This window comes from Kitasatospora sp. NPDC001539 (assembly GCF_040298565.1).
Taxonomy (GTDB): Bacteria; Actinomycetota; Actinomycetes; order Streptomycetales; family Streptomycetaceae; genus Kitasatospora.
In genome coordinates this window covers 1-23,838 of the sequence record NZ_JBEPAK010000042.1, presented here as the reverse complement: position 1 = coordinate 23,838, position 23,838 = coordinate 1, and the positions used below count along the sequence as shown (strand labels likewise).

Genomic DNA, 23,838 nt, shown 5'->3' with positions numbered 1-23,838 from the left:
TGAGATCTCCGACGACGCCGAAGGGGGAGCCGGTACCGGACCGGCTCCCCCTTTCGTGCTCCGCACCCGGCGTTGGTCAGAGCAGGCGCAGCAGCCGGGACTGGATGGACGGCGGGTCCAGGTCGGACTGGAGGGCCACCGGGACCTCCACCTTGTCGGCGCCCGAGCCCACCCGCAGCGTGCCGACCTCCTTGCCGGCCTTCTCGTGGTGACCGATCTTGGCCGGGTCGAGGGTGACGGTCCCGCTGACGCCGGGGAAGCCGGCCACCACCAGGTCCTTGGTCGCGACGACCGGGACGGTGCCGCCGAGCCCGTCGTCCACCGAGCCGACGACGTCGCCCTTCTTCACCAGGGTCTGACCGGTCAGCCCGTTCTGAGCGGCCTGGATCTGCTTGGCGCTCACCTTCAGCACGGTCGGCAGGATGCCGTCGCCGTCCTTGGGGGAGGTCGCCTGCTGGCCCAGGGTGACCCCCAGGATCAGCCGCCGCACACCCCCGATCTCCTTGTACGCGGCCCACATCAGGCAGCCGCCGGCCGGGGTGCTGGAGCCGGTCTTGACGCCGATGACACCAGTCTTCGGGTTGATCAGGTTGTTGGTGTTGAGGATCTTCGTGTTGTTGAAGGTGGTGTCCGGGGTGGAGACGATCTGCCGGAAGATCTCGTCCTGCATGACCTGCTCGGCCAGCTTCAACTGGTCCTTCGCGGTGGACTTGGTGTCCGAGCTGAAGCCCGCCGGGTCGGCGTAGACGGTGTTGGTCATGCCGAACTTGGCCGCCGTGTCGTTCATCTGCTTGACGAACGCGTCCTCGGAGCCGGAGTGGAAGCGGGCGAGCAGCCGGGCCACGTTGTTGGCGGACGGCAGCATCAGCAGTTCCAGCGCCTGGTACTCGGTGAGCACCTGGTTCTCGGTGAGCGTCACCCGCGATTCGTCGCTGTTGCCGGACTCCTGCGCGGCCTGCTTGTCGACGGTGATCTTCTGGCCGCTCTCCCCCTTCTTCAGCGGGAACTTCTGCAGGATCAGGTAGGCGTTCATCACCTTGGTGACGCTGGCGATCGGGGCCGGGGTCTCCTGGCCCGAACTGCCGAGGCTGCCGACGCCCACGACCTCGGCGGCGGACTGGCCCTTCGCCGGCCAGGCGAGGTCCAGCGGGTCGCCGGAGAAGCTGAAGCTGCCCGCAGCCGACATCTTGACCTTCGCGTCCGGCAGCGGACGCAGCAGCTGGGCCACCACGACCGCACCGAGCACCACCGCCAGGAAGACCGTCCAGATGGTGATCCGCTTGAGGGCCCGGCGCAGCGGCGAGACCGGACGGGCGTTGAGGGAGGCGAGGACCTCCATCGCCTCGGCCGTGTTCTCGGGCGAGGGCAGCGGCTCGGGGGCGGGCAGCGGCGGGACGGGCGGCGCGGGCACCGGCGGCACGGGGACCGGCGGCGCGGGGCGCGGGTCGGGCTCCGGGACGGGCTTGGGCGCCGGGCGCGGGTCGGGCTCCGGCTGGGGGACGGGCTCGGGGTCGGGCAGCGGGGCGGGTGCCGGGGGTTCGGGCACGGTGCCCGCGGCCGGCGCGGCGGGGGCGCTCCGCGGCGCGGGCTTCTCGGCCTTCTCCGGCTTCTCCAGCTTCGCCGGCTTTCCGGCCTCGCCGTCCTTGGCGTTCACGGCGTTCACGGGGTCCCCGCCGGCCTTGGCGGTCTTGGCGTCCCCGCCGGACTTGGCGGTCGGAACCGGCGGCTTGGTGAGCAGCATGGTCTTGGTCGGGTCGTAGCCGTCGGCGTCCCCGGACTCGGCGGCTTCTCCGGACTTCGTGGGCTCGGGCGTGTCGTCCTTCTCGGCCGGCTCCGCCCGCTCCGTCGTGTCGCGGGACTTCGCGGGGGCGGCGGCGGACTCCCCCTTCGCCGGCGTGTCGGTCGCGGAACCGTCCTTCACGGAGGACGGTTCCGACGATTCCTCAGCCGTGTCGGCGACCTTCTCGGCGGCCTTCTCCGACGGCTCGGCGGCGCCCTTGCCGGACGCCTCGGCGGCCCCCTTGCCGGACGGCCGCGCACCCGTGGCGCCCACCGCGCCGCCCGTCCGCATGGCGAGACGGGGGTCGGCGCCGGACGAGCGCTCGACGGCGCCCTCCCCCGCGCCACTCGGCGCGGCCGGCTCCTCCTTCTCCTCGCCGAGCTCGGCGGTTTCCTCACCCACCGCCTTCAGCAGCCCCTCGGGCAGCCGCAGCGCGGTGGTCTTGTTGTCCACCGGCAGCCGCAGCATGGTCGTCCGACTGTCCACATCCCGGACGCGGATCTGCACGGTCGAGCCACCCTTGGAGCCTGCAGCCGACTCCTCGGCGGACACGTCGGAGGAGGTCTCGGCGGAAGTCTCGGAGGAGGTCCCGGCGGACGCCGCAACCGGGGACGCGGCGCTCGCCCCCGCAGGCGTCTTGCCCGCGCCGAGGGCTGACGCCCCGGCAGCCGTCCGACCGGTCGCCCCGCCCTCGGCGCCGTCAGCCGTGTCGGCCGTGTCGGCCGTCGCACCGGTCCGTTCGGGTTCGCCGTCCCGCTCCCGCTCGCCGTCCCTCAGCACCCTGTCGGGGGACTCGCCCACGTATCCCAGCCTCCTCAACGCCCGGCGGGGCACCGGCAGACCCGATTTCGGGAAGCCGACGCCCCGCCCCGTGTACCTGTACAGTCTCCGCCACATGCGGTCCACCGGCCGCGCACACCCCGCCCGACCGGCGCGTATTGCCGCCGCACGGCCGCACCGCGGCCCGTTCAACGGTCAGACGCCGTGGCCGCAGCCGCCGGTTCCGCGCCTTCACCGCAAGGTCACGATTCGGAGGCGTACTCGACAAGCCCGTGTGAGAGGCGTCACCCTGTCTCTCATCCACGCGGGGAGGCTTGGATGGGCAAGAGCCGCAGAACTGTTCCCGAGGAACTCTTGCTGCTCGCTTTGGACCCGACCACGGGCACCACGGCGCAGCCGCAGACCCTCGACCTCGGACTCGCCGGGGCGCAGCTCGTCGAGCTGTCCCTGGCCGGACGGATCGTACCGGAGGGAGACCGGATCGCCGTCGTGCTCGCACGGCCGACCGGCGACCCGACCCTTGACCACGCACTGGAACTGCTGCGCCGACGCGGCAGCCCGGTCCGCGCGGCGCACTGGATCGGCGGGCCCCGACTGGGGTTGCGGCAGACGTACCTGGCGCACCTGGAGCGCTGCGGCATGGTCACCGCCGTGCCGGGCCAGGTGTGCGGGGTGCTGCCGACGACCAGGTACCAGGCGTCCGACGACTGCACCAACGCCGCGATCAAGCAGCGGTTGGACGCCGCCATCCGCACCGGCGTGCCGCCGGACCCGCGGACGGCAGCGCTGGCCGCGCTGGCCCACTCGGTGGGGCTGGGCAAGCACCTGTACCCCGGCAACGAGGGCCGGTCCTCGCGGTCGCGGCTGCGCGACCTGATCCGGTACGACCCGCTCGGCGGGATGGTCGCGCACGCCGTGATGGACGTGCAGAACGGCCTGCCGACGCAGCAGAACCGTTCTTCCCAGGGTTCCGGGACAGGCGCCGGGCGTTCCGGCGGCGCCCGGGTGGCGGGCCGGCCCACCGGCGGGCGGATCGCCGCTCCCCGGGTCGCGGTCCGCTGATCCGGACCGGTCGCCACGAACCGGTCGGCCGTCGGGTCGGCTGCCGGATCGGTCGTCGGATCGGCCGCCGGATCGGCCGTCGGTCCGGGACCGGCCACTGATCCCCTCGGCCGCTGACCCCATCGGCGGCTGACGGCGCGTCGCCCGCGACGCACCGTGAACCACGCACCTCGCACCCGAACCGCCACGACGCACCAGTAAGGCACCGGAGAGCACCGCAGAGACACCGAGGGGCGGTCGCCCCGCGACGCAAGTCGCCCGGCGACCGCCCCTCTGTCGTTCCCGGGGGCCCGGCATAGGCCTTCGGCAATGTCCGGTGCGAGTCGTCGAGCCGCATTACCACCTGGGGGCTGCCGCTGTCTCACAGACGTGCTTTTCCGATGATCTGTTCTACTGCGCTGCTGTGATTCCCCGGCGCCGACCTGGCCCGAGGTGTCATGCTGCTCCAAGTCAGGGGGGTTGGTCCCAATGTCCGAAGTGTTCCGAGGACTGCCGTTCCAACGATCACCAGAGGTCCGGCCGGAGGTCGACGTGTCCGCGAACATCAATCCCACCGTGCGCCGGCGGCGCCTCGGCTCGGAGCTGCGCAAGCTCCGCGAGGCCCTCGGGATGACGGCGGAGGAGGTGGCCGGCCGGCTGATGGTCTCCCAGTCGAAGATCAGCCGGCTGGAGAACGGCCGCCGCAGCATCAGCCAACGCGACGTGCGCGACCTCTGCGACGTCTACAACGTGTCCGACGAGCAGATGCGCACCAGCCTGATGGAGATGGCCAAGGAGTCCCGCCAGCGCGGCTGGTGGCACGACTTCAACGACATGCCGACTCCGTACAGCGTCTACATCGGCCTGGAGGCCGAGGCCTCCTCGATCCGCGCCTACGAGTCCTCCTTCATCCCCGGGCTGCTGCAGACCGAGCAGTACGCCCAGGCCGTGGTCGAGGGCACCCAGCCGGACACCGACGCGATAGCGGTGCAGCGCCGGGTGCAGGTCCGGATGAAGCGCCAGGAGCGCATCCACGGCGAGAACCAGCTCGGCAGCCTGTGGACCGTCATAGACGAGGCGGCGCTGCGCCGCGAGGTCGGCAGCCGCGAGGTCATGGCCCGGCAGCTGCAGCAGATGCTGGAACTCAGCATGCGCCCGAACATCACGATCCAGGTGATCCCGTTCTCGCACGGCGCCCACCCCGGCATGACCGGGACATTCTCCCTGCTGGAGTTCCCGGAGTCAGCCGATTCCACGGTTGTCTACTTCGAAGGTGTGACGAGCGACCTCTACCTGGAGAAGGAGGCCGACGTGCGCCGCTATACCGGTCTCTACGACTACCTGAGAGCGGCCGCACTCGGTGTGGCGGAGACCCGGTCGCTGATAGCCGACATCGAAAAGGGATACCACGAATGAGCAACCCCTCCGAGCACGGAACCCCTTGGCGCAAGAGCAGCTACAGCGGCGGGCAGGGCGCCTGCGTGGAGATCGCCGGACCTGACGCCGGAGCGGTGGCGGTCCGGGACTCCAAGGACCCGCTCGGCCCGCAACTGCACTTCTCCACGGAGGCCTGGAACGCGTTCGCGTCCGCCACGGCGGCCGGCGCCTTCGGCGAGGTCTGACCGGGTCCGCGCTCGGAGGGGTTGCCCGGAGCGCTGTCCGCCGGCCCGTCGGCGGTCAGCGCTCCGGGCAACTGCCCTTTCCCGGGGCGTTGCGCCGCCGGGGGGGTGCGCCTCCAGGGTGTTCCGCTTCCGGGACGTCCGCCTCCGGGTTCAGCTCCTGAGGTTCGACTCCCGAGGTTCAGCTCCTGAGGTTCGACTTCCGAGGCTCGGTCCCCCACGTCCAGCTCCCGGGAACCGGCTCCCGCTGCCGGGCCACCGTTCAGTGCGCGACCGGGTACCGGACCGCCCAGTGCAGCCCCTCCGGGGTGCGCCGGTCGTGCAGTTCCGTCCCGTGCATCAGCTCCAGCGCGAAGTCGTCGGCGAGTTCGAGGATCGCGCCGCGGCCCTCCAGTCCGGCCACCAGGCCCGGCGGCAGTGCGGTGTCGCCGTGCAGCACGCCGAGCAGGTTGCCGCAGATCGCGCCGGTGGAGTCGCTGTCCCCGGAGTGGTTGACGGCCAGCAGCAGGCCCGAGCGCACGTCGTGGGCGACCAGCGCGCAGTAGACCGCGATCGCCAGCGCCTCCTCGGCCACCCAGCCCTCCCCGAGCGCCTCGACCCGCTCGGCGGAGGGCTCGCCGCCCCGGACGGCGTCCAGCGCGGCCCGCAACGCGGCCGTGGTCTCCTCGTGCGCCTGCCGCTCGGAGAGCAGCGCCAGCGCGAGGTGGACGCCCTCCTCCAGGGTGCCGCCGCGGGCCACCGACTGGACGATCACGGCGAAGGCGCCCGCCGCCAGGTAGCCGGTCGGATGGCCGTGGGTGAGCACCGAGCACTCCACCGCCAGCTGGAACACCAGGCCCGGCTCCCAGGTGGTGAGCAGGCCGAACGGCGCCGCGCGCACCACCGTTCCGCAGCCCTTGGAGTGCGGGTTCTTGGGCCGCTCCACGGTGCCGAGCCGTTCGCCGTCCGGCCCGCTCAGGCCGGTCAGGCAGCCCTGGCCGGGGGCGCGCCGGGCGTACAGCCACTCCTCGCGGCCGAGCCAGCCGAGGTCGGGGCGGCGCTCGTCGGGGCCCCAGTCGTGCTGGGTGGCGGCCCAGCGCAGGTAGGCCAGGTGGAGGTCGGTGGGCGGGTGCCAGCTGCCGGTGTCGCGCCGGATGTGGGCCCGTATCAGGCCGTCCACGGTGAACAGGCTGAGCTGGGTGTCGTCGGTGACGGCGCCGGTGCGCCCGTACGCGGGGACGTAGCCGGTGACGCCCTGGGGACCGTGCTGGGCCCGGATCTTCTCCAGTGACTCGAACTCGACGCCGGCGCCGAGCGCGTCACCGATGGCACCGCCGAGCAGGCAGCCGCGCACCCGGCTGCGGAAGTCCTGCTGCTGGGCGCGTGACCACAGGGGCATCACGACGGAGCGCCTTTCGTCGGGGGTCGGGGCGGGGGCCGCGCGACGCACGGCCGCGGCGCGCGCCCTGGCACTGTATTCGAAGACGCGAGCGGACCGGCGGCGTCCCTCGCACTTCGGTTCCCCACCCGGCCGCCGCCGTGGCGACGGCGGCCGGGACCCGCGACCGGTGTCAGTCCAGGACGGGCAGCAGCTCCGGCAGGTGGCCGTCCGAGGCCAGCGCCGCCGCCCGCCGTTCGGCCGGCACCTCGCCGTAGAGGGTGGTGCGCTGGCGGTGCGGGCGGCTCGCCGCCTCGGCGATGGCCTGCAGGTCGCGCACCGACTTGTAGCTGCCGTACGCCGACCCGGCCATCCGCGAGATGGTCTCCTCCATCAGGGTGCCGCCGAGGTCGTTGGCGCCCGAGCGGAGCATCTCGGCCGCGCCCTCCGCGCCGAGTTTGACCCAGCTGGTCTGGATGTTGGGGATGAGCGGGTGCAGCAGCAGGCGGGCCATGGCGACCACCGCGCGGTTGTCCCGGGCGGTCGGGCCGGGCCGGGCGATGCCGGCCAGGTAGACCGGGGCGTTGGTGTGCACGAACGGCAGGGTGACGAACTCGGTGAAGCCGCCGCTGCCCTTCTCGAGGGAGCGCCGCTGGATGTCGGCGAGCAGCCGCAGGTGGCCGAGCCAGTGCTTCGGGGTGTCCACGTGCCCGTACATCATCGTGGACGACGAGCGGATGCCCAGTTCGTGCGCGGTGGTGACCACCTCGACCCAGGTCGCGGCCGGCAGCTTGCCCTTGGTGAGGACCCAGCGGACCTCGTCGTCCAGGATCTCGGCGGCGGTGCCGGGGATGGTGTCCAGGCCCGACTCCTTGGCGCGCTGCAGCCAGTCGCGGATCGAAAGGCCGGTCCGGGTGGCCCCGTTGACCACCTCCATCGGCGAGAAGGCGTGCACGTGGATGCCGGGCACCCGTTCCTTCACCGCGCGGGCGATCTCGAAATAGGCGGTGCCGGGCAGGTCCGGGTGGATGCCGCCCTGCATGCACACCTCGGTGGCGCCCACCTCCCAGGCCTGGGCGGCCCGTTCGGCGACCTGCTCCAGGGAGAGGGTGTAGGCGTCGGCGTCGGTGCGGCGCTGGGCGAAGGCGCAGAAGCGGCAGCCGGTGTAGCAGACGTTGGTGAAGTTGATGTTCCGGGTGACGCAGTAGGTGACCTCGTCCCCCACCGCGTCCCGCCGGACGTCGTCGGCGATCCGGCACAGTGCGTCCAGGGCCGGGCCGTCGGCGTGGAACAGGGCCAGCGCGTGGTCGTCGGTGAGCCGGGTCGGGTCGTCGGCGGCCACCGCCAGCGCCTCGCGCAGGTCGCCCGCGAGGCGCTCGGGCGCGCCCTTGGCGAGCACCTGCTCGCGCAGCACCTCCCAGTCGCCGTACACGTCCTCGAAGTCGGCCCGGCGGTCGCCGGTGCGGCCCTCGGTGTCGATGGCGGCGTGCAGGTCGGTGCGCCCGTACGCCTCGGGGAGGTCCTCGGGCTCCTGCCAGGGCAGGCCCCGGACCTCCGCGTCCGGGTTCGCCAGCCCGGTGGCCGGGTCGACCAGGGCGCGCACGTGCGGCAGCACCCGCGGGTCCAGCCAGGGTTCGCCGCGCAGCACGTACTCGGGGTAGACGGCGAGGCGTTCGCGCAGCTCGAAGCCGACCGCGGCCGAGCGCTCGGCCAGCCGGTCGATCTGCGGCCAGGGGCGTTCGGGGTTGACGTGGTCCGGGGTGAGCGGGGAGACGCCGCCCCAGTCGTCGATGCCGGCCGCGATCAGCCGCTCGTACTCGCCGTCGACCAGGTTCGGCGGCGCCTGGAGGCACGCGCTCGGGCCCAGCAGGTGCCGGGCCACCGCCACCGTGGCCACCAGTTCGTCGAGTTCGGCGTCGGGCATGCCGCGCATCGCGGTGTCCGGCTTGGCGCGGAAGTTCTGCAGGATCAGCTCCTGGATGCCGTGGTAGGCCCGGGACACCCTGCGCAGCGCGAACAGCGACTCGGCGCGCTCCTGGTAGGTCTCGCCGATGCCGATCAGCAGCCCGCTGGTGAACGGGACGGAGCTGCGGCCGGCGTCCTCCAGCACCCGCAGCCGCACGGCCGGCTCCTTGTCCGGGGAGCCGTGGTGCGGGCCGCCGGGCTCGCTCCACAGGCGGGTGGCGGTGGTCTCCAGCATCATGCCCATCGAGGCGGAGACCGGCTTGAGCCGCTGGAAGTCCGTCCAGCTCAGCACGCCGGGGTTGAGGTGCGGCAGCAGGCCGGTCTCCTCCAGGATGCGGATGGACATGGCCCGGACGTAGGCGATGGTGTCGTCGTAACCGTGCGCGTCCAGCCACTCGCGGGCCTCGGGCCAGCGGTCCTCCGGCTTGTCCCCGAGCGTGATCAGGGCTTCCTTGCAGCCGAGTTCGGCCCCGCGCCGGGCGATCTCCAGCACTTCGTCCGGGGACATGAACGCCCCCAGGCTCCGCCCGGGAGGTGCCCCCACCGTGCCCTTCGCGGCCCGCCGCAGCTTGCCGGGGACGGTGGCGAAGGTGCAGTAGTGGCACTTGTCGCGGCAGAGCCGGGTGAGCGGGATGAAGACGCTCTTGGAGTAGGTGATGACGCCGGGGCGTCCGGCCGCCTCCAGCCCGGCGTCACGCACCCGGGCGGCACCGGCGCACAGGTCGCGCAGGTCGTCGCCTCTGGCCTGGAGCAGTACGGCGGCCTCGGTCACGTCGAGCGCGACGCCGTCACGGGCGCGGCGCAGGGCGCGCCGCATCGCGTTCGCGGTCGGGGTGTTGCTTGCGTCCACGGCGGTTCCGTCCATGGCGCGACCCTACGCCAGGTGTCGTACGTCCGGAGGAGTCAACCCTGAGGCCGTCTCAGGGTCGGGATACCCACCAGGTTCACCCCGATCTGCCCCTCCAGGGCGATGACGGCGCGCCGGCGCCGACCTCTAATGGAGGGGCAGTGCCGATCGCACGGATCCACGGAGGAGTTGAGGACGCCATGACCAATGAGACGGCGGCGGGGGAGCAGCACGAGGGCGGGGTGCCGTTCCGTTCGCGGCGGCGCACCCTGGCACGGGCCGGTGTGCCGCTCGCCGTGGCCGCGGTGATCGCGACCGGGATCGGGCTGGTGCCCGCGCTGGCCGCCGACTCCCCGCCCGACCTGCCCGCCCTCTCGGCGGAGCAGCTGGTGGCCAAGGCGCTCGGCTCCGACGCCCAGGCCCTGTCCGGGACGGTGTCGGTCTCCACCGACCTCGGGCTGCCCACCCAGCTGCTGAGCGGGGCCGGCGGGCTCGCCGCGGCGGCGTCCGGCCACGGCGCCGGCGGCGACGGCGACGGCAAGAGCGGCTCCGCGGCGGACCCCCAGAGCAAGCTGCTCGGCCTGCTCGGCGGGGACCGGACCCTGCGGGTCGCGGTGGACGGGCCGGACCGCCAGCGGGTGGACCTGCTGGAGGACCGGGCGGGCTACACCCTGGTCCACAACGGCGACCAGAGCTGGGCCTGGGACAGCTCGACCAACAGCGCGGTCCACCTGACCGGGCGTCCGGCCTCCGGGCACCAGCCGGGCGCGCCGCGGACCGGTACGCCGCTGGCCGGGGTGCCGACCACGCCGCAGGAGGCCGCCAAGCAGTTCCTCGGCGCGAGCGCCGGCACCACCTCGGTCACCGTGGCCGGGACGGCCAAGGTGGCCGGGCAGAACGCGTACCAGCTGAGCGTCAAGCCGACCCAGTCCGGCTCGACCGTCGCCGAGGTGCGGATCTCGGTGGCCGCCGACAACGGCGTGCCGCTCGCGGTCGTGGTGAAGTCCACCGACGGCTCCACGGTGCTGGACGTCCACTTCACCGACGTGTCCTTCACCGCGCCCGCCGCGAAGACCTTCGACTTCACGGTGCCCAAGGGCGCCGCGGTGACGGAGCGGAAGGCGGACGAGGCGGTCAAGGGCCACGACGGCAAAGCCGGGGCGCCCGCGGCCGGGGCCGCCGCCGACCACGGCGGCGTGAACGTGGTCGGCGAGGGCTGGACGGCCGTGGTCTCCACCCGGCTGCCCGGTGCGGTCGAGGCGCCGGCCGGTGACGCCAAGGGCGACGGCGGCCAGGGCAAGCGCCACGGCCGGCCGCTCGACCCGCAGGCGCTGGTCAAGTCGCTCGGCAAGCCCGTCGGCGGCGGCACGCTGATCAGCACCAAGGTCGTCAACGTCCTGCTCACCGACGACGGCCGGGTCTTCGCGGGCGCGGTGACCCTGCCGGTCCTCCAGCACGCCGCCGGGGTGAACTGACGGATGACCGGGACTCCCGTAACGGGGGACGTTACGGAGTCGGGTGGGGGCACGGGCGCCGCACCGCGCTCGGCCCCCGCTCCGTCCGCTCCTCCCGCTCCTCGCCCCACCGCGTCCGCCGCCGACTCCGCCGCAGCCACCACAGCCGCCGCCGGCTCCTCGGCAGCCACTCCGGCCGCCGCCGTCTCCTCCCCCGGTGACGTGATCAGGACCCACGGCCTGACCAAGCGCTTCCGGGGCGGCCAACTCGCCGTGGACGGCCTGGACCTGGCCGTGCCGCGCGGCTCGGTGTTCGGCTTCCTCGGCCCCAACGGCTCCGGGAAGACCACCACCATCCGGATGCTGATGGGCCTGATCGCCCCCACCTCCGGTGCGGCCACCGTGCTCGGCGAGTCGATGCCGCGGTCCGTCGCCACGGTGCTGCCCCGGGTGGGCGCCCTGATCGAGGGCCCGGCGCTGTACGGCTTCCTCTCCGGACGGGACAACCTGATCCGCTTCGACTCCGCCGACCCGACCGCCGACCCGCGCACCCGCCGGCAGCGGGTGGACTCGGCGCTGGAGCGGGTCGGGCTGAGCGCCGCGGCCGGGAAGAAGGCGCGCGCCTACTCCCTGGGGATGAAGCAGCGCCTGGGCCTGGCCTCCGCGCTCCTGCAGCCGCGCGAGCTGCTGGTGCTGGACGAGCCGACCAACGGCCTGGATCCGCAGGGCATGCGGGAGATCCGGGCGCTGGTGCGGGAGGTCGCGGCGGAGGGCACCACGGTGTTCCTCTCCTCGCACCTGCTGGACGAGATCGAGCAGGTCTGCACCCACGCCGCGGTGATGTCCCGGGGCCGGCTGGTGGTGCAGGGCACCGTCGCCGAGCTGGCCGCCCGGGCCCAGGGGCGGCTGGTGGTCCGCACCCCGGACGTGGCACGGGCCGTCGAGGTGCTGGCCGCGCACCGGGTGGGCTCGCTGGTGCCCGGCGAGGGCCGGGTGGACGGCGAGTTGGACGCCCGGGGCGAGGAGGTGCTGCCCGAGCTGTGCGCGGCACTGGTCGGGGCCGGGGTACGGGTGCACGGCTTCGGTCTGGAGCGGGGCACGTTGGAGGACGCCTTCGTGGCGCTGACCGGGGAGGGCTTCGATGTCGCAGGCTGAGGCGGTGGCGGTGGCCGGCCGCCGGCCGCAGACCGCGGCCGGGTTCCTGGCGCTGTTCCGCAACGAGCTGCACCTGACCTTCCGCCGGCTGCGCACCAAGGTGCTGCTGGGCATCCTGGCGGTGCTGCCGATCCTGATCGGGGTGATCGTCAAGCTCAACACCGACAGCCCGCACGGGGGCGACGGTCCGAGCTTCATCGCGCAGACGACCCAGAACGGGCTGTTCCTGGTGTTCACGGCGCTGGCCGTGGCGCTGCCGGTCTTCCTGCCGATGACGGTCGGCGTGGTGGCCGGGGACTCCGTCGCGGGCGAGGCCGCCACCGGGACGCTGCGCTACCTGCTGGTCGCCCCGGCCGGGCGGACCAGGCTGCTGGCCGCCAAGTTCACCGCCGGTCTGGTGTTCTGCCTGGCCGCGACGGCCGCGGTCGCGGTGGCGGCGCTGGCCACCGGCGCCGCGCTGTTCCCGCTCGGCGAGGTGACGCTGATCTCCGGGGACACCATCGGCCTCGCCGACGCGCTGCTGCGGGCGGTGCTGGTGGCCGCCGTGGTCGCGGTCTCACTGGCCGGACTGGTCGCGATCGGGCTGTTCGTCTCGACCCTCACCGGCAGCGGCATCGCGGCGATGGCCGCGACCGTCGGCCTGGTGATCACCGTCCAGATCCTGGACTCCTTTCCGCAGCTGGACGCGATCCGGCCGTTCCTCTTCACCCACTACTGGATGAGCTTCTCCGACCTGTTGCGGGAGCCGATGTACTGGGACGGCGTGCTGAAGGACCTCGGCCTGCAGGCCGCCTACGTGGCCGTGTTCGGCTCGGCGGCCTGGTCGCGGTTCACCAGCCGGGACATCAGCGCCTGACGGTTTCCGGCTGGGCCGGGGCGGGCTGCGGACGGAGCGCGGCCCGCCCGGCGCGGTCGGCCCGCACCTGCCGCAGCGCGTCCCAGGTGAGCAGCGCGAGCGCGGCCCAGACCAGCGCGAAGCCGGCCCAGCGCGCGGGCGGCATCGACTCGTGGAAGACCGCGACGCCGATCAGGAACTGGAACACCGGCGCGAGGTACTGCAGCAGCCCGAGCACGGTCAGCGGCACCCGCACGGCCGCCGCGCCGAAGAACAGCAGCGGGATCGCGGTGATCACACCGCTGAGCATCAGCAGGGCCGAGTGCCCCCAGCCGTACGAGCCGGGCACCGTGTGCCCGAAGGTGCCGCGGCCGCTGAACTCCAGGTAGACCAGGTAGCCGAGGGCGAAGGGGAACATGAAGGCGCTCTCCGCGGCCAGGCTCTCCAACCCGCTCAGCCCGACCTGCTTCTTCAGCAGGCCGTAGGTGGCGAAGGAGAGCGCCAGGACGAGCGCGATCCAGGGCAGCCGCCCGTACGCCACGGTCAGCACGGCGACGGCGGCGGCGCCGATGCCGACGGCCGTCCACTGGGCGCCGCGCAGCCGCTCCTTGAGCACCAGGACGCCGAAGGCGATGGTCACCAGCGGGTTGATGAAGTAGCCGAGGCTGGTCTCCACCACGTGGCCGTTGTTGACGGCCCAGATGTAGACGCCCCAGTTGACGGAGATCACCGTGGCCGCGCCCGCCAGCATGGCGACGCGGCGGGGCTGGCGCAGCAGCGGGCGTATCCAGCTCCAGTGCCGCTGGGCGACCAGCATCAGGATTACGGCGACCAGGGACCAGACCATCCGGTTGGCCAGGATGTCGTCGGCGGCGCCGGGCTCCAGCAGCGGCCAGAACAGCGGGAAGAGCCCCCAGATGCCGTAGGCCGCCATGCCGTACCAGAGGCCTCGGCCGCTGTCCTGCTGGGTTGTCTGTGGCATGGCCGAGTGCCCTCCCGCGCGCGCGATGTATCCAGGCGACGGTAACCGGCGGGAGGGCGGCCTGTCATCTCCGTTTCCGGATTTTGGTCATGACATTACGCGGACACCGGTCCTGATCACTGGACTCCGGACCTGATCAGGGGGGTGCGGGGACGGCCACCGCCCCTGGGCTAGCGCGCCTCGACCAGTGCTGCCAGCCCGTCCAGCACCCGGCCGAGCCCGAAGGCGTACGCGTGCTCCGGGCTGTACGCGCCGCCGTGCGCCTGGCCGGCGGCGGCGCCGACGCGGGCGGCGACCGGGTAGCGCTCGGGGTCGAAGACCCGGGCGAGCAGCTCGGCGTTGGCCCTCCACCACTGCTCGTCGGTCAGCGCGCTGTCCTGCTGGGCGGCGCGCTCGTCGGCGGCCATCCGGGCGCAGGTCTGGACGAAGCCGAGCAGGTGGGTCAGCGCCGCGTCCAGCTCGACGTCCGACAGCCCGGTGCCCTCGAAGGCGCGCAGCTCGTACTCGTACTTGGCCATCAGGCCGGGGCCGAGCGGCGGGCGGCTGGTGGAGACGGCGGCGACCCAGGGGTGGGCGGCGAACAGGGCCCGGTTGTCGTCCGCGACGGCGGTGACCCTGGCCCGCCAGCCCTGGTCGGCCGGGGTGCTGCGGGGCATCGTGGCGTAGACCGTGTCCAGCATCAGGTCGAGCAGCTCGGCCTTGCCGGGGACGTAGGTGTAGAGCGCCATCGGGGAGAGCCCCAGCTCCTGGGCGACCCTGCGCATGGTGACGGCGTCCACGCCCTCGGCGTCGGCCAGGGCGATCGCGGCGGCGGCGATCTCGCCGGTCGAACGGGCCTGCTTCGGGCCGCGCCGGCCGGGCTTCTCCTCCGCGGTCAGCCCCCAGAGCAGGGCGAGGGTGCGCGCCGGGTCTCCTGCGCTGCTGCGGTCCGTGGCCATGGAACGAATCCTTTCACGTCCGCGCCCGGCGGTCCGTCCTCGGCGGATGCGCGGGCACCGGATCGCCCCGGCGGCTACCGTCTCCCCATGACCAGCCCTGAGCCGCTCCCCGGTACGGACACCGCCCAGGCCCTGCGGGCCCGGGTCACCTGCCGCCGCTGCCACCGGCCGCTGCACGACCCGGAGTCGCGGATGCTGCGGCTGGGGCCGGAGTGCCGCGATCCGGCGGAGCGGGTCGCGCGGTTCGAGGTGGAGCAGGAGCCGCTGCCGGGGATGGGGTAGCCGGGGGCGGGTTGGCCGGGGGCGGGTTGGCCGGGGGCGGGTTGGCCGGGCAGCCCCGGCACGAAGCCGCCGAAGGGCCTTACGGCGGGGGCGAGTTCGCCGCCGAGGGGGTCGGCCGGGGCACCGGCCGCGCGGGCTGCCGCCGAATACCACCCGTACGAGTGGTTTAGACCTTAGAAGTGTTCACGACAGAGCTGCCGCCCAGCACGATGGCCCCGGTGCTTCGAGAGCGAAGCACTGTCGGCGAAGTGCCGTCGCCTCCAAGCCAGTTGAGGAACGATGAAGCTCTCCCGCGCACTGTCCACGGCGGCCGCGGCCGCCCTTCTCAGCACCCTCGTCCTGGCCGGACCGACGGCCACCCAGGCGGCTGCGGCCGGATCATTCGTGGTCAGCGAGGCGCAGTTCAACCAGATGTTCCCGAGCCGGAACCCCTTCTACACGTACAGGGGCCTGACCGACGCCCTGAGCGCCTACCCCGGCTTCACGAACACCGGTGACACCGCCACCCGCAGGCGCGAGGCGGCGGCCTTCCTCGCCAACGTCGGCCACGAGACCGGCGGCCTCAAGTACGTCGTCGAGCAGAACACCGCCAACTACCCGCACTACTGCGACACCTCGCAGCCGTACGGCTGCCCGGCCGGGCGCTCCGCCTACTACGGCCGCGGGCCGCTGCAGCTCAGCTGGAACTTCAACTACAAGGCCGCGGGCGACGCCCTGCACATCGACCTGCTGCACGACCCGTACCGGGTGGAGAAGGACCCGGCCGTCGCCTGGAAGACCGGCCTCTGGTTCTGGAACAGCCAGCGGGGCGCCGGGTCGATGACCGGCCACGACGCCATCGTCAACAACCGGGGCTTCGGCGAGACCATCCGCAGCATCAACGGCGACCTGGAGTGCAACGGCAAGAACCCGGACCAGCGCAACGACCGGATCAACCTGTTCAAGAAGTTCGTCGGCGTGCTCGGCACGAACGTGGGCGGCGGCAACCTCTCCTGCTGACGGCTCGCCCGTCGGGCGCGGCCCTCCCGCCCGCACCGGAGCAGGAAGTCGGCCGGGCCGACTTCCTGCTCCGCCCTTCCGGGGGGCGTCGCAGCGGGGACCGCGGCGGATGGCCGGCCGGCCCCGGGCGCCGCCGACCGGCGCACCCCGCCACCGGTCAGGCCGCCGACCCCGTCCCGTCCGGCCCCGACCCGCTCGGCCCGGTCCCGTCCGGCCCCGACCCGCTCGACCGGCTCCCGCCCGACCCCGACCCGCCCGGCTCGTCGACGCGGCGGAGGTCGTAGAGGTAGGACTTGCCGGCCTTCCAGCTGCGCCAGGGCCCGAGGGGCGGGAGCTCCTCCTCCCCGGTCCGGCCGAGCAGCGGCCAGCCGTTGCCGATCCCGTCGGCGCCGACCGTGCACCAGCCGCGTCCGGGCAGCCACTGGCACCACACGTCCAGGTCGACCCGCTTGAACGACGGCCTGCCGTTGAACACGCCGTCCTCGCGGAAGCGGTAGCCCAGGCCGTCCAGGCGGCGGACGAACTCGAAGGACAGGGGCACGGCGACTCCCGCAAGCGGACCTCGGAGGCGGACGGACACGGCCACGCCCCTGCCATCCTCCCGGCGCGCCGCGCCTGCCGCACCTGAATATTTCAGGACGAGAAATATTCATGCGGAGGCGAGCGTTTCGCCTGGTGCCCGCGCGGGAGGTCCGCGTGGGGCTGGAAGGAGGACCGCGCCGTGCGCGTCGAGGTGTGGAGCGACATCAACTGCCCGTGGTGCTACATCGGCAAGGCCCGGTTCGAGAAGGCCCTGGAGGCCTTTCCGCACCGCGACGAGGTGGAGGTCGTCCACCGCTCGTTCGAGCTGGACCCGCACGCGCCGCGCGAGGCCCGGCCGGTCATCCCGCTGCTGGCCGCCAAGTACGGCATGAGCCTGGAGCAGGCCGAGGCTGCGGAAGCCCGGATCGCGGAGAACGCGCACGGGGAGGGGCTGCCGTACCTGGCCGGCGGGCGCGACGCGGCGAACTCCTTCGACATGCACCGGCTGCTGCACTTCGCCCGGGAGCACGGCCGCCAGTTGGAGCTGCTGGACGCGTTGTACCGGGCCAACTTCGCCGAGGAGCGTTCCGCGTTCGGCGAAGGCCGGCTGGTCGAGCTGGCCGTCGAGGCGGGCCTGGACGGCGAGGCGGCCGCAGCCGTGCTGGCCGACCCGGAGGCGTACGCGGAGGCCGTGCGCGAGGACGAGGCGACGGCCGGTGCGATGGGGGCGACGGGCGTACCGTTCTTCGTCCTGGACCGGCGGCTCGGGGTGTCCGGCGCCCAGCCTGCGGAAACCTTCGTGCGCGCGCTGGAACAGGCCTGGGAGAGCCGGGTCACCGTGCCGCTGACGCCCCTCAGGTCGGCGAACTGACCGGCGCGGAGCAGGAAGTCGCTCCGGCCGACTTCCTGTTCCGGGCCCCGCTGCGATGGGCGCCGGCCGGGGGCCCGCCGTCGACGCCTGCCGCAGCCCGGCGGGAGCGGCCCTCAGACCACCCGCCGGACGACACCCGTCCAGGTCCGCCGGTAGCCCTCGGCCAGCGGTCCGCCGACCAGCTCCAGCACCCGCCGCGCCGCCGCGGCCAGCGGCTCCACCGGGCCCGACCCGCAGACCAGCCGGTGGCCGTCCAGCAGCGCGGCGCCCAACTCCCGGTCCGCCACCAGCAGTCGGCGCGGGAGCCACTTGCCGCCGCCGACCCAGGCGCGGTGGTGGTCGCAGAGCAGGTCGGCCGCAGCGCGCAGCACCTCCCCGGCGACGACCAGGCGCTCGACGGCGTCCCGGGCGTCCACCAGGTCGTCCACCTGGTCGGTCAGGCCGTACCGCAGGGTCTCCAGCGTCGCCCGGTCCAGCGCGGGCGGCCCCTCGCGCAGGTCGGTCTCGGCCCGGGCACGGGCCCGGGCACCGGCGCCGTACGGGTCGGCGAGCAGCAGACCGGTGGCATACATGCTCTGCATGGTCGCCCGGCGGGAGGCGGCGTCGGCCGCGAACAGCTCGGCGAGCCCGGCCTCGGTGTGGACGAAGAGTTCGGCGAGCCGGCCCTCGAAGCGGACGGTCTCCCGGTAGGTCTCGCCACCGTCGGTGACCAGGACGGCGAGGTCGAGGTCGCTCGTGGCGGTGGCGCACCCGGCCGCCGAGGAGCCCGCGAGCAGGACGGCGCGCGCGTCCGGGAAGCGGTCGGCCACCAGCCGACCGGCCTGATCGATCATCTGCGCAGTGTCCGGGAACATGCCGGCCAGAATCGCACGCCGCCGGTTCCGGCCGGGCGCCGACCCGTTCGAGAACGGTCGATCACGACTCGGCATCCCTTGTCACGAAGTCGCGTGAGGCTCGTCACGACGCCGTCAGGACGGGCCGGAAAACTGGCGCTCCGCCTGCGCGCCACGCTATGAACGTCCCTCAGGAGGGCCGCCGCCACGGTGGCCCGCAAAGACGGGGGACGTCACATGAAGCACATCCGCAGCAGTCGCCGCGCCCTGGCCCTGGTCGGCCTGGCCGCCGCCGGCGCGCTCACGCTGACCGCCTGCAACGACGACGCCGCGTCGTCGGACACCGCGACGACGCCGCCCGCCACCCAGGCGCCCGCCACCTCCTCCGCCGCGCCCACCAGCTCGGCGGCGGCTCCGACCGGCGGCATCACCGCCGCCCCGACCGGTGCGCCCACCGGCACGGCGGCCCCGGCACCGGCCGGCTCCACCCCGGCGCCCGGCACCACCGTGAAGATCGGCGACGCCGTCACCATCCCCTTCAGCTCGGGCAGCACCAAGGGCACCGTCTCGCTCGCCGTCACCTCGATCGACAAGGGCGACCCGGCTGACCTCGCCCCGCTCAAGCTGGGCGACAAGGCGGCGGGCATGGTGCCGTACTACGTCCGGTTCAAGGTCACCAACGTCGGCAGCACCGACCTGTCGTTCTCCAGCCTGACCCAGATGAAGGGCACGCTGCCGGACGGCTCGGAGGCCAGCGAGGTGATGCTCATCGGCACCTTCGACAAGTGCCCGCACCCCTCCTTCCCCAAGGGCTTCACCAACGGCCAGTCCATCACCTCCTGCGTGCTGGCCCTGGCGCCGCAGGCGACCAAGGTGGCCGGCGCCGAGTACTGGGCCGACCCGTACACCCTGGGCAAGGGCATCAACTGGAAGTGACCCGCGGGCCGGGGGCGGCGCCGGGCGCCGCCCCCCTTCCGGTGGCCGGGCCCCTGCCCTCATCGCACGGTGCGCCGGTGCACTCTCCGCGCGCCGCGCCGTCAGACGCCGTAGAGCCTGAGGAACGCGTCCACGCCCTCCCCGGCGATCCGCCGGACCTCCTCCTCGGCCACCGGCAGGGCACCCCAGAAGGAGCGCTCCGCAACGCCGTGGAAGGTCAGCAGGGTGAACTGCTCGGCAGCCAGGGCCGGTTCACCGACGGTCAGCAGGCCGCGTCCGGCGAGCGCGGCGAGGTGCCCGGCGAGGTCCCGCTGGACGGCCTCCGGTCCGGCCTCGAGCCAGGCCTCCAGCACGTCCGCCGGGATGTTGGCCACCTCGGCGCGGATCGCCCGGCCGAGCGCCCCGCGTTCCCCGGTCGCGAGGACGGCGAGTGCCCGCTCGACCGCGAAGTCCACCAGGCCCTGCCGCAGGTCCACCACCCGGCCCAGGTGTTTTGCCGTCAACCTGCTGATCGCCTGGGCCAGTTCGGCGGAGTCCTGCAGCGCCACCGTCAGGAAGAGGGTCTCCTTGTCGGCGAAGTGGTTGTAGACGGTCCGCTTGGACACCCCGGCCTCCGCCGCGATCGCGTCCATGCTGGCGCGGACGTACCCCTCGCGCCCGAACACCGCCGTCGCGGCCCGGCTGATCGCCTTCCGCTTCTCCGGCCGCCCCGTTCCGCCCGCGCTCACCACGCCCGCCCCCTCCTCCGCCCGCGCACTCGCCGGCCCCGTCGAAAACTGCCCGGTGCAGTGTAGGGGCCGGCCCCGCCCACGGGAGCGGCGGGGCCGAACTGGTGTGCTCTATGCTGCGGATGAGTTCTACACCGCTGTAGAGCACATCAGAGGTCCGTAGCGACATCAGAAGACGACCGGCTGACCCCGATCAGCACCCGGCCCACCGGGCGCACGGGAACCGGCCGGCCTGGCACCAGCGTCCCGTACTGGCAGCGCCGCAACCGCTCTCCCACAGCGACCGGGCGGCGCAGGCGCCGACACGGCGCGCCGATCACGGGGAACACCGGGGGTGAGTACGTGGCGGGGCAACGAGGACGGTCGCCCGACCAGGGTGCACGGCGGCGGACGGCCGGAGGCCCCACCCGCCCCCGGCGCCCCTTCTCCGGCGGGCCGACCCTGCCCGCCGTGGCGGCCGTAGGACTCCCGCTGGTCGGCGCGGTGGCGGACGAGCTGTCCGGGCCCGGCATGGGCATCGCCTTCGCGGTGTGCGCGGTGCTCGGGACGGCCCTGGCCGCCGGACTCAGCACCCGCCGGGGCTGGTGGTGGGTGCTCGCCGCCTCGCCGCCGGTGGTGCTGGGCGTCACGGCCGTGGCCGAACTGGCGGCGGACGGCGCCAAGTACCGCGGCAGCGGACTGGCCACCGGCTCGGCGAAGTGGGTGGTGAACGGCTTCCCGGTGATGGCGCAGGCCGCCGCCGCGGCCCTGCTGGTGATCGCGGTCCGGGCGGCCGCGGACCGGAGGAGGCAGCATGCCTGAGCAGCAGCCCGCACAGCCGGACGGCGGCCGGGCCGACGCCCGCAGGGCCGCCGGGGGCGGTTCCGTCCGCCGGAGCTCCCCGGCGCTGGTCGCGGCCCGGGCGGTGGCCTGCACGGCCGGTTTCGCGGTGTTCGCCGCCAGCGGCGTGGTCTGGTACGAGTACACCTCCCTGACCGACGGCATGACCACGTCCAACGCGATCACCGAGACCAAGAAGGACGCGCCCAAGCACCTGGACAACTCGGTCAACCTGCTGCTGATCGGCCTGGACAGCCGCAAGAACATGGACGGCACCGACCTGCCGCCCGAGTTCGTCCAGGACGAACTGCACGCCGGCCACAGCTCCGACGTCGGCGGCTACAACACCAACTCGCTGATCCTGCTGCACATACCGGCCGGCGGCGGCAAGGTGCAGGCGGTCTCCATCCCGCGCGACGACTACGTCATGACCTACAACGGGGACGGCACCCAGCAGGGCATGCACAAGATCAAGGAGGCCTACGGGATCGCCAAGGAGAAGGCGAACCCGACCCTCCAGGCCAAGGGCCTCAAGGGCGCCGACCTGGAGAAGGCCGGCCGCGACGCCGGGCGGGCCGCCACCATCCGGACGGTGCAGAAGTTCCTCGACCAGCCGGTGGACCACATCGCCGAGGTCAACCTGATGGGCTTCTACGACATCGCCAAGGCCGTCGAGCCGATCGAGGTCTGCCTGACCCACGACACCAAGGACCCGGCCATGGAGGGCCAGGGCTCCGGCGCCGACTTCCACAAGGGCATCAACAAGCTCAACGCCTCCCAGGCACTCGCCTTCGTCCGCCAGCGCCACAACCTGGACGACGGCAAGGGCAACACCGGCGACTTCGCCCGCACCCACCGCCAGCAGGCCTTCATCTCCTCCGTCGTGCACAAGCTGAAGCAGGACGGCGTCATCAGCGACATCGGCAAGCTCAACGGCCTGTTCGGCGTCGTCCAGAAGGACCTGGTCATCGACAACCAGTGGAACGTCCTCGACTTCGCCCAGCAGGCCCCGGCCCTGACCGGCGGCAACGTCGAGTTCAACACCCTCACCTTCGACGGCTTCGGCACCCGCAACGGCCAGGACGTCAACCTGGTCACGCCGGCCAAGATCCAGAAGGTGGTCAAGCAGCTGTTCGGCTACGCCGACGCGGCCGCCCCCGCTCCGGCTCCCGGCGACACCCCCGGCGCGGAGCCCGCCCGGACCCCCGCGCCCTCGGCCGCGTCCACCAGCGCCACGCCGACCACCACCGCGGCCTCCGTCACCGTGGACGTCTTCAACGCCTCCACTGCCGCCGGCGTCTCCTCCACCGCCGAGGCCAAGGCCCTGACCGACATGGGGTTCAAGGCCGGTCGGACGGGCCCGGCGGCCACCAGGCCGAAGACCACCACCGTGGTCCACGGCAAGGACGCCAAGGACGCCGCGGACCGGATCGCCGCCCGCTACGGCGTCACCGCCACCGAATCCGCCTCGGTCGGCGCCGACCACGTGGTGGTCACCCTCGGCACCTCCTTCAGCGGAGCCGCCACCGACAAGCCGGCCGCCCCGACCGCACCCGCCACCGGCGACCCGGCCGCCAACCTCCCCGTCCAGGGCCCGTCCGTCGACGCCGAGTCCGACGGCGGGATCCCCTGCGTCTTCTGACGCCTCCCGTCACCGAGCGGTGCCCCGCCCCCATCGGCGGGGCACCGCCATGAGACGGACACCCGCCGACCGGCGCTCGCCGGAAGTTCTTCACCGAGAGGTACTCGCCGACCCTTGGCACGATTCTCCGTACGATGTACAGTGTACGTCGTACGGGATAAATGCGCGCACTGAAGAGAGGGCTCCGCCCATGCAGATCACCAGCACCGCCGTCTCCCTGACCGTCGAGGACGTCACCGCCTCCGCCGCCTTCCTCCAGCGGCACTTCCGCTACCAGGAGCAGATGTCCGCCGACGGCTTCGTCTCCCTCGGCCACCCGGACGGCGGGGTGAACGTCGTCTACCTGCGGCGCGGACTGGAGGTCCTGCCCGAGGAGCAGCGGCACCGGACCGCGGACGGGGTGACCCTGGCGTTCGTCGTCGAGGACATCGCCGCGCAGGAGCGGCGGCTGCGCGGCGAGGGCGTCGAGATCACCCTGCCGCTGCGCGAGGAACCGTGGGGCGAGAAGCTGTTCCAGGTCACCGACCCGAACGGGGTGCCGATCGAGCTGGTCGAATGGGTGAAGCAGTGATCACGGCCGCGATCACGGCGAGCCGGTGGGCCCGGCGGCGAACGGGCCGGTGAACGCCGCGCAGCAGTGACCGGGCCGAAGCGGTGACCGCGGAAGGCGCGACCGCGCCGCAGGCGGCGCCCCACACGCAACGGCGCCCCCGTCCGGTCCTTGGACGGGGGCGCCGACGCGTCGGGCTTCCGGTCGGTCAGTCCACCGTCCAGGTGTCGTTGCCCGCCAGCAGCGTCGCCAGGTCGCCGGGCCCCCGGTGGGCTGCGGCGGTGGCCAGCTGGTCCGCCATCAGCTCGTCGTAGACCGGCCGCGCGACGTCCCGCAGCACGCCGATCGGCGTGTGGTGCAGGGTGTCCGCGTCGGCGATCCGGGAGAGCGCGAAGGCGGTGGCGGGGCTCGCCGCGTGGGCGTCGTGCACCAGCAGCGCCGCCTCGTTGTCCGGCGTGACCGCGGCGGTGAAGAGTTCGCCGTCCGGCGCCCGGAAGACGCCGTTGGCCGCGTCCGCGCCGAAGCGGATCGGCCGGCCGTGCTCCAGCCGGATCAGCGCCTCGTCCCGGGTGCCGGGCTCCTTCAGCACCTCGAAGGCGCCGTCGTTGAAGATGTTGCAGTTCTGGTAGATCTCCACCAGCGCCGTGCCCTCGTGCTCCGCCGCCGCCCGCAGCACCGACTGGAGGTGCTGGCGGTCGGAGTCGATGGTGCGCGCCACGAAGGTGGCCTCCGCGCCCAGGGCCAGCGACAGCGGGTTGAACGGCGCGTCCAGCGAGCCCATCGGCGTGGACTTGGTGATCTTGCCGACCTCGCTGGTGGGCGAGTACTGGCCCTTGGTCAGGCCGTAGATCCGGTTGTTGAAGAGCAGGATCTTCAGGTTGACGTTCCGCCGCAGGGCGTGGA

At 73.3% G+C, this 23,838-nt stretch carries 22 protein-coding genes; 13 read left to right on the top strand and 9 right to left on the bottom strand.

The window, feature by feature from the left end; genetic code table 11:
- Positions 1–76: 76 nt before the first annotated feature.
- Positions 77–2,581, bottom strand: a complete 2,505-nt coding sequence (locus tag ABT247_RS10035) for a serine hydrolase (protein ID WP_350740823.1) — start codon at positions 2,579–2,581, stop codon at positions 77–79.
- Between the two features lie 297 nt (positions 2,582–2,878).
- Between ABT247_RS10035 and ABT247_RS10030 the strand changes: the two genes are divergently transcribed.
- The 3 genes from ABT247_RS10030 to ABT247_RS10020 all read left to right on the top strand — a co-directional run bounded on the left by ABT247_RS10030 (position 2,879) and on the right by ABT247_RS10020 (position 5,223).
- Complete coding sequence (locus ABT247_RS10030; RefSeq protein ID WP_350740821.1) at positions 2,879–3,622, top strand: GOLPH3/VPS74 family protein; 744 nt, start codon at positions 2,879–2,881, stop codon at positions 3,620–3,622.
- Between the two features lie 531 nt (positions 3,623–4,153).
- Complete coding sequence (locus ABT247_RS10025; RefSeq protein ID WP_350740819.1) at positions 4,154–5,017, top strand: helix-turn-helix domain-containing protein; 864 nt, start codon at positions 4,154–4,156, stop codon at positions 5,015–5,017.
- On the top strand, positions 5,014–5,223 hold the full coding sequence (locus ABT247_RS10020) for a DUF397 domain-containing protein (protein WP_350740817.1): 210 nt from the start codon (positions 5,014–5,016) through the stop codon (positions 5,221–5,223). Before ABT247_RS10025 ends, ABT247_RS10020 begins: the two co-directional genes overlap by 4 nt.
- Positions 5,224–5,482: 259 nt before the next feature.
- Here ABT247_RS10020 and ABT247_RS10015 read toward each other — a convergent pair whose 3' ends face one another.
- Both ABT247_RS10015 and ABT247_RS10010 read right to left on the bottom strand, forming a co-directional pair.
- The gene (locus ABT247_RS10015) at positions 5,483–6,598 is read right to left on the bottom strand and encodes an ADP-ribosylglycohydrolase family protein (protein ID WP_350740815.1); all 1,116 of its coding nucleotides are present in this window, start codon (positions 6,596–6,598) and stop codon (positions 5,483–5,485) included.
- A 172-nt stretch (positions 6,599–6,770) separates the two neighbouring features.
- Entirely contained in the window at positions 6,771–9,407 is a 2,637-nt protein-coding gene (locus tag ABT247_RS10010; protein WP_350740813.1) for a bifunctional FO biosynthesis protein CofGH, read from the bottom strand.
- Between the two features lie 182 nt (positions 9,408–9,589).
- Between ABT247_RS10010 and ABT247_RS10005 the strand changes: the two genes are divergently transcribed.
- From ABT247_RS10005 to ABT247_RS09995, 3 genes are all read left to right on the top strand, one after another.
- Positions 9,590–10,864: a LolA family protein gene (locus tag ABT247_RS10005; protein WP_350740811.1), complete on the top strand. Its 1,275-nt coding sequence runs from the start codon at positions 9,590–9,592 to the stop codon at positions 10,862–10,864.
- Between the two features lie 201 nt (positions 10,865–11,065).
- Positions 11,066–11,998, top strand: coding sequence for an ABC transporter ATP-binding protein (locus ABT247_RS10000; protein WP_502892422.1), 933 nt, complete (start codon positions 11,066–11,068; stop codon positions 11,996–11,998).
- Entirely contained in the window at positions 11,985–12,854 is an 870-nt protein-coding gene (locus ABT247_RS09995; protein ID WP_350740806.1) for an ABC transporter permease, read from the top strand. The genes ABT247_RS10000 and ABT247_RS09995 overlap by 14 nt, the downstream gene beginning before the upstream one ends.
- Here ABT247_RS09995 and rarD read toward each other — a convergent pair.
- Both rarD and ABT247_RS09985 read right to left on the bottom strand, forming a co-directional pair.
- Positions 12,844–13,815, bottom strand: a complete 972-nt coding sequence (gene rarD / locus ABT247_RS09990; RefSeq protein WP_350740804.1) for an EamA family transporter RarD — start codon at positions 13,813–13,815, stop codon at positions 12,844–12,846. The genes ABT247_RS09995 and rarD overlap by 11 nt on opposite strands.
- A 170-nt stretch (positions 13,816–13,985) precedes the next feature.
- Positions 13,986–14,753 (bottom strand): TetR/AcrR family transcriptional regulator, encoded by a 768-nt coding sequence (locus tag ABT247_RS09985; RefSeq protein WP_350740802.1) that lies wholly within the window; start codon positions 14,751–14,753, stop codon positions 13,986–13,988.
- An 87-nt stretch (positions 14,754–14,840) separates the two neighbouring features.
- Here ABT247_RS09985 and ABT247_RS09980 point away from each other — a divergent pair, with 87 nt between their 5' ends.
- Together ABT247_RS09980 and ABT247_RS09975 are read left to right on the top strand one after the other, a co-directional pair.
- Positions 14,841–15,035, top strand: coding sequence for a DUF6011 domain-containing protein (locus tag ABT247_RS09980; RefSeq protein WP_350740800.1), 195 nt, complete (start codon positions 14,841–14,843; stop codon positions 15,033–15,035).
- Between the two features lie 279 nt (positions 15,036–15,314).
- Positions 15,315–16,034 carry a chitinase gene (locus ABT247_RS09975; protein ID WP_350740798.1) on the top strand — a complete coding sequence of 240 codons (720 nt, stop codon included), beginning with the start codon at positions 15,315–15,317 and terminating at the stop codon, positions 16,032–16,034.
- A gap of 157 nt (positions 16,035–16,191) precedes the next feature.
- Here ABT247_RS09975 and ABT247_RS09970 read toward each other — a convergent pair whose 3' ends face one another.
- The gene (locus ABT247_RS09970) at positions 16,192–16,575 is read right to left on the bottom strand and encodes a hypothetical protein (protein WP_350740796.1); all 384 of its coding nucleotides are present in this window, start codon (positions 16,573–16,575) and stop codon (positions 16,192–16,194) included.
- Positions 16,576–16,755: 180 nt separating this feature from the next.
- Between ABT247_RS09970 and ABT247_RS09965 the strand changes: the two genes are divergently transcribed.
- Positions 16,756–17,427, top strand: coding sequence for a DsbA family oxidoreductase (locus ABT247_RS09965; RefSeq protein ID WP_350740794.1), 672 nt, complete (start codon positions 16,756–16,758; stop codon positions 17,425–17,427).
- Positions 17,428–17,540: 113 nt separating this feature from the next.
- Here ABT247_RS09965 and ABT247_RS09960 read toward each other — a convergent pair whose 3' ends face one another.
- Positions 17,541–18,260, bottom strand: a complete 720-nt coding sequence (locus tag ABT247_RS09960) for a nucleotidyltransferase domain-containing protein (protein WP_350740792.1) — start codon at positions 18,258–18,260, stop codon at positions 17,541–17,543.
- A 237-nt stretch (positions 18,261–18,497) separates the two neighbouring features.
- Between ABT247_RS09960 and ABT247_RS09955 the strand changes: the two genes are divergently transcribed.
- Entirely contained in the window at positions 18,498–19,196 is a 699-nt protein-coding gene (locus ABT247_RS09955) for a hypothetical protein (RefSeq protein ID WP_350740790.1), read from the top strand.
- Positions 19,197–19,297: 101 nt separating this feature from the next.
- Here ABT247_RS09955 and ABT247_RS09950 read toward each other — a convergent pair whose 3' ends face one another.
- Positions 19,298–19,927, bottom strand: coding sequence for a TetR/AcrR family transcriptional regulator (locus ABT247_RS09950; protein ID WP_350740788.1), 630 nt, complete (start codon positions 19,925–19,927; stop codon positions 19,298–19,300).
- Between the two features lie 447 nt (positions 19,928–20,374).
- Here ABT247_RS09950 and ABT247_RS09945 point away from each other — a divergent pair, with 447 nt between their 5' ends.
- The 3 genes from ABT247_RS09945 to ABT247_RS09935 all read left to right on the top strand — a co-directional run bounded on the left by ABT247_RS09945 (position 20,375) and on the right by ABT247_RS09935 (position 22,956).
- Entirely contained in the window at positions 20,375–20,725 is a 351-nt protein-coding gene (locus ABT247_RS09945; RefSeq protein WP_350740786.1) for a DUF6542 domain-containing protein, read from the top strand.
- Complete coding sequence (locus ABT247_RS09940; RefSeq protein WP_350740784.1) at positions 20,718–22,385, top strand: LCP family protein; 1,668 nt, start codon at positions 20,718–20,720, stop codon at positions 22,383–22,385. The genes ABT247_RS09945 and ABT247_RS09940 overlap by 8 nt, the downstream gene beginning before the upstream one ends.
- A 190-nt stretch (positions 22,386–22,575) precedes the next feature.
- On the top strand, positions 22,576–22,956 hold the full coding sequence (locus ABT247_RS09935; protein WP_350740782.1) for a VOC family protein: 381 nt from the start codon (positions 22,576–22,578) through the stop codon (positions 22,954–22,956).
- Positions 22,957–23,143: 187 nt separating this feature from the next.
- Here the strand turns inward: ABT247_RS09935 and ABT247_RS09930 are convergent.
- Positions 23,144–23,838 (bottom strand): thiamine pyrophosphate-dependent enzyme (locus ABT247_RS09930; RefSeq protein ID WP_350740780.1); only part of this gene is annotated, 695 nt, incomplete at its 5' end.

Excerpts from the sequence above, each read along its gene's own strand:
- ABT247_RS09960 (WP_350740792.1), bottom strand. The coding sequence starts at position 18,260 with ATGATCGATCAGGCCGGTCGGCTGGTGGCCGACCGCTTCCCGGACGCG.
- ABT247_RS09935 (WP_350740782.1), top strand. The coding sequence starts at position 22,576 with ATGCAGATCACCAGCACCGCCGTCTCCCTGACCGTCGAGGACGTCACC.
- ABT247_RS10030 (WP_350740821.1), top strand. The coding sequence starts at position 2,879 with ATGGGCAAGAGCCGCAGAACTGTTCCCGAGGAACTCTTGCTGCTCGCT.
- ABT247_RS10015 (WP_350740815.1), bottom strand. The coding sequence starts at position 6,598 with ATGCCCCTGTGGTCACGCGCCCAGCAGCAGGACTTCCGCAGCCGGGTG.
- ABT247_RS09955 (WP_350740790.1), top strand. The coding sequence starts at position 18,498 with ATGAAGCACATCCGCAGCAGTCGCCGCGCCCTGGCCCTGGTCGGCCTG.
- ABT247_RS09995 (WP_350740806.1), top strand. The coding sequence starts at position 11,985 with ATGTCGCAGGCTGAGGCGGTGGCGGTGGCCGGCCGCCGGCCGCAGACC.
- ABT247_RS09980 (WP_350740800.1), top strand. The coding sequence starts at position 14,841 with ATGACCAGCCCTGAGCCGCTCCCCGGTACGGACACCGCCCAGGCCCTG.
- ABT247_RS09940 (WP_350740784.1), top strand. The coding sequence starts at position 20,718 with ATGCCTGAGCAGCAGCCCGCACAGCCGGACGGCGGCCGGGCCGACGCC.
- ABT247_RS10010 (WP_350740813.1), bottom strand. The coding sequence starts at position 9,407 with ATGGACGGAACCGCCGTGGACGCAAGCAACACCCCGACCGCGAACGCG.
- rarD (WP_350740804.1), bottom strand. The coding sequence starts at position 13,815 with ATGCCACAGACAACCCAGCAGGACAGCGGCCGAGGCCTCTGGTACGGC.
- ABT247_RS09985 (WP_350740802.1), bottom strand. The coding sequence starts at position 14,753 with ATGGCCACGGACCGCAGCAGCGCAGGAGACCCGGCGCGCACCCTCGCC.
- ABT247_RS09975 (WP_350740798.1), top strand. The coding sequence starts at position 15,315 with ATGAAGCTCTCCCGCGCACTGTCCACGGCGGCCGCGGCCGCCCTTCTC.
- ABT247_RS10005 (WP_350740811.1), top strand. The coding sequence starts at position 9,590 with ATGACCAATGAGACGGCGGCGGGGGAGCAGCACGAGGGCGGGGTGCCG.
- ABT247_RS10020 (WP_350740817.1), top strand. The coding sequence starts at position 5,014 with ATGAGCAACCCCTCCGAGCACGGAACCCCTTGGCGCAAGAGCAGCTAC.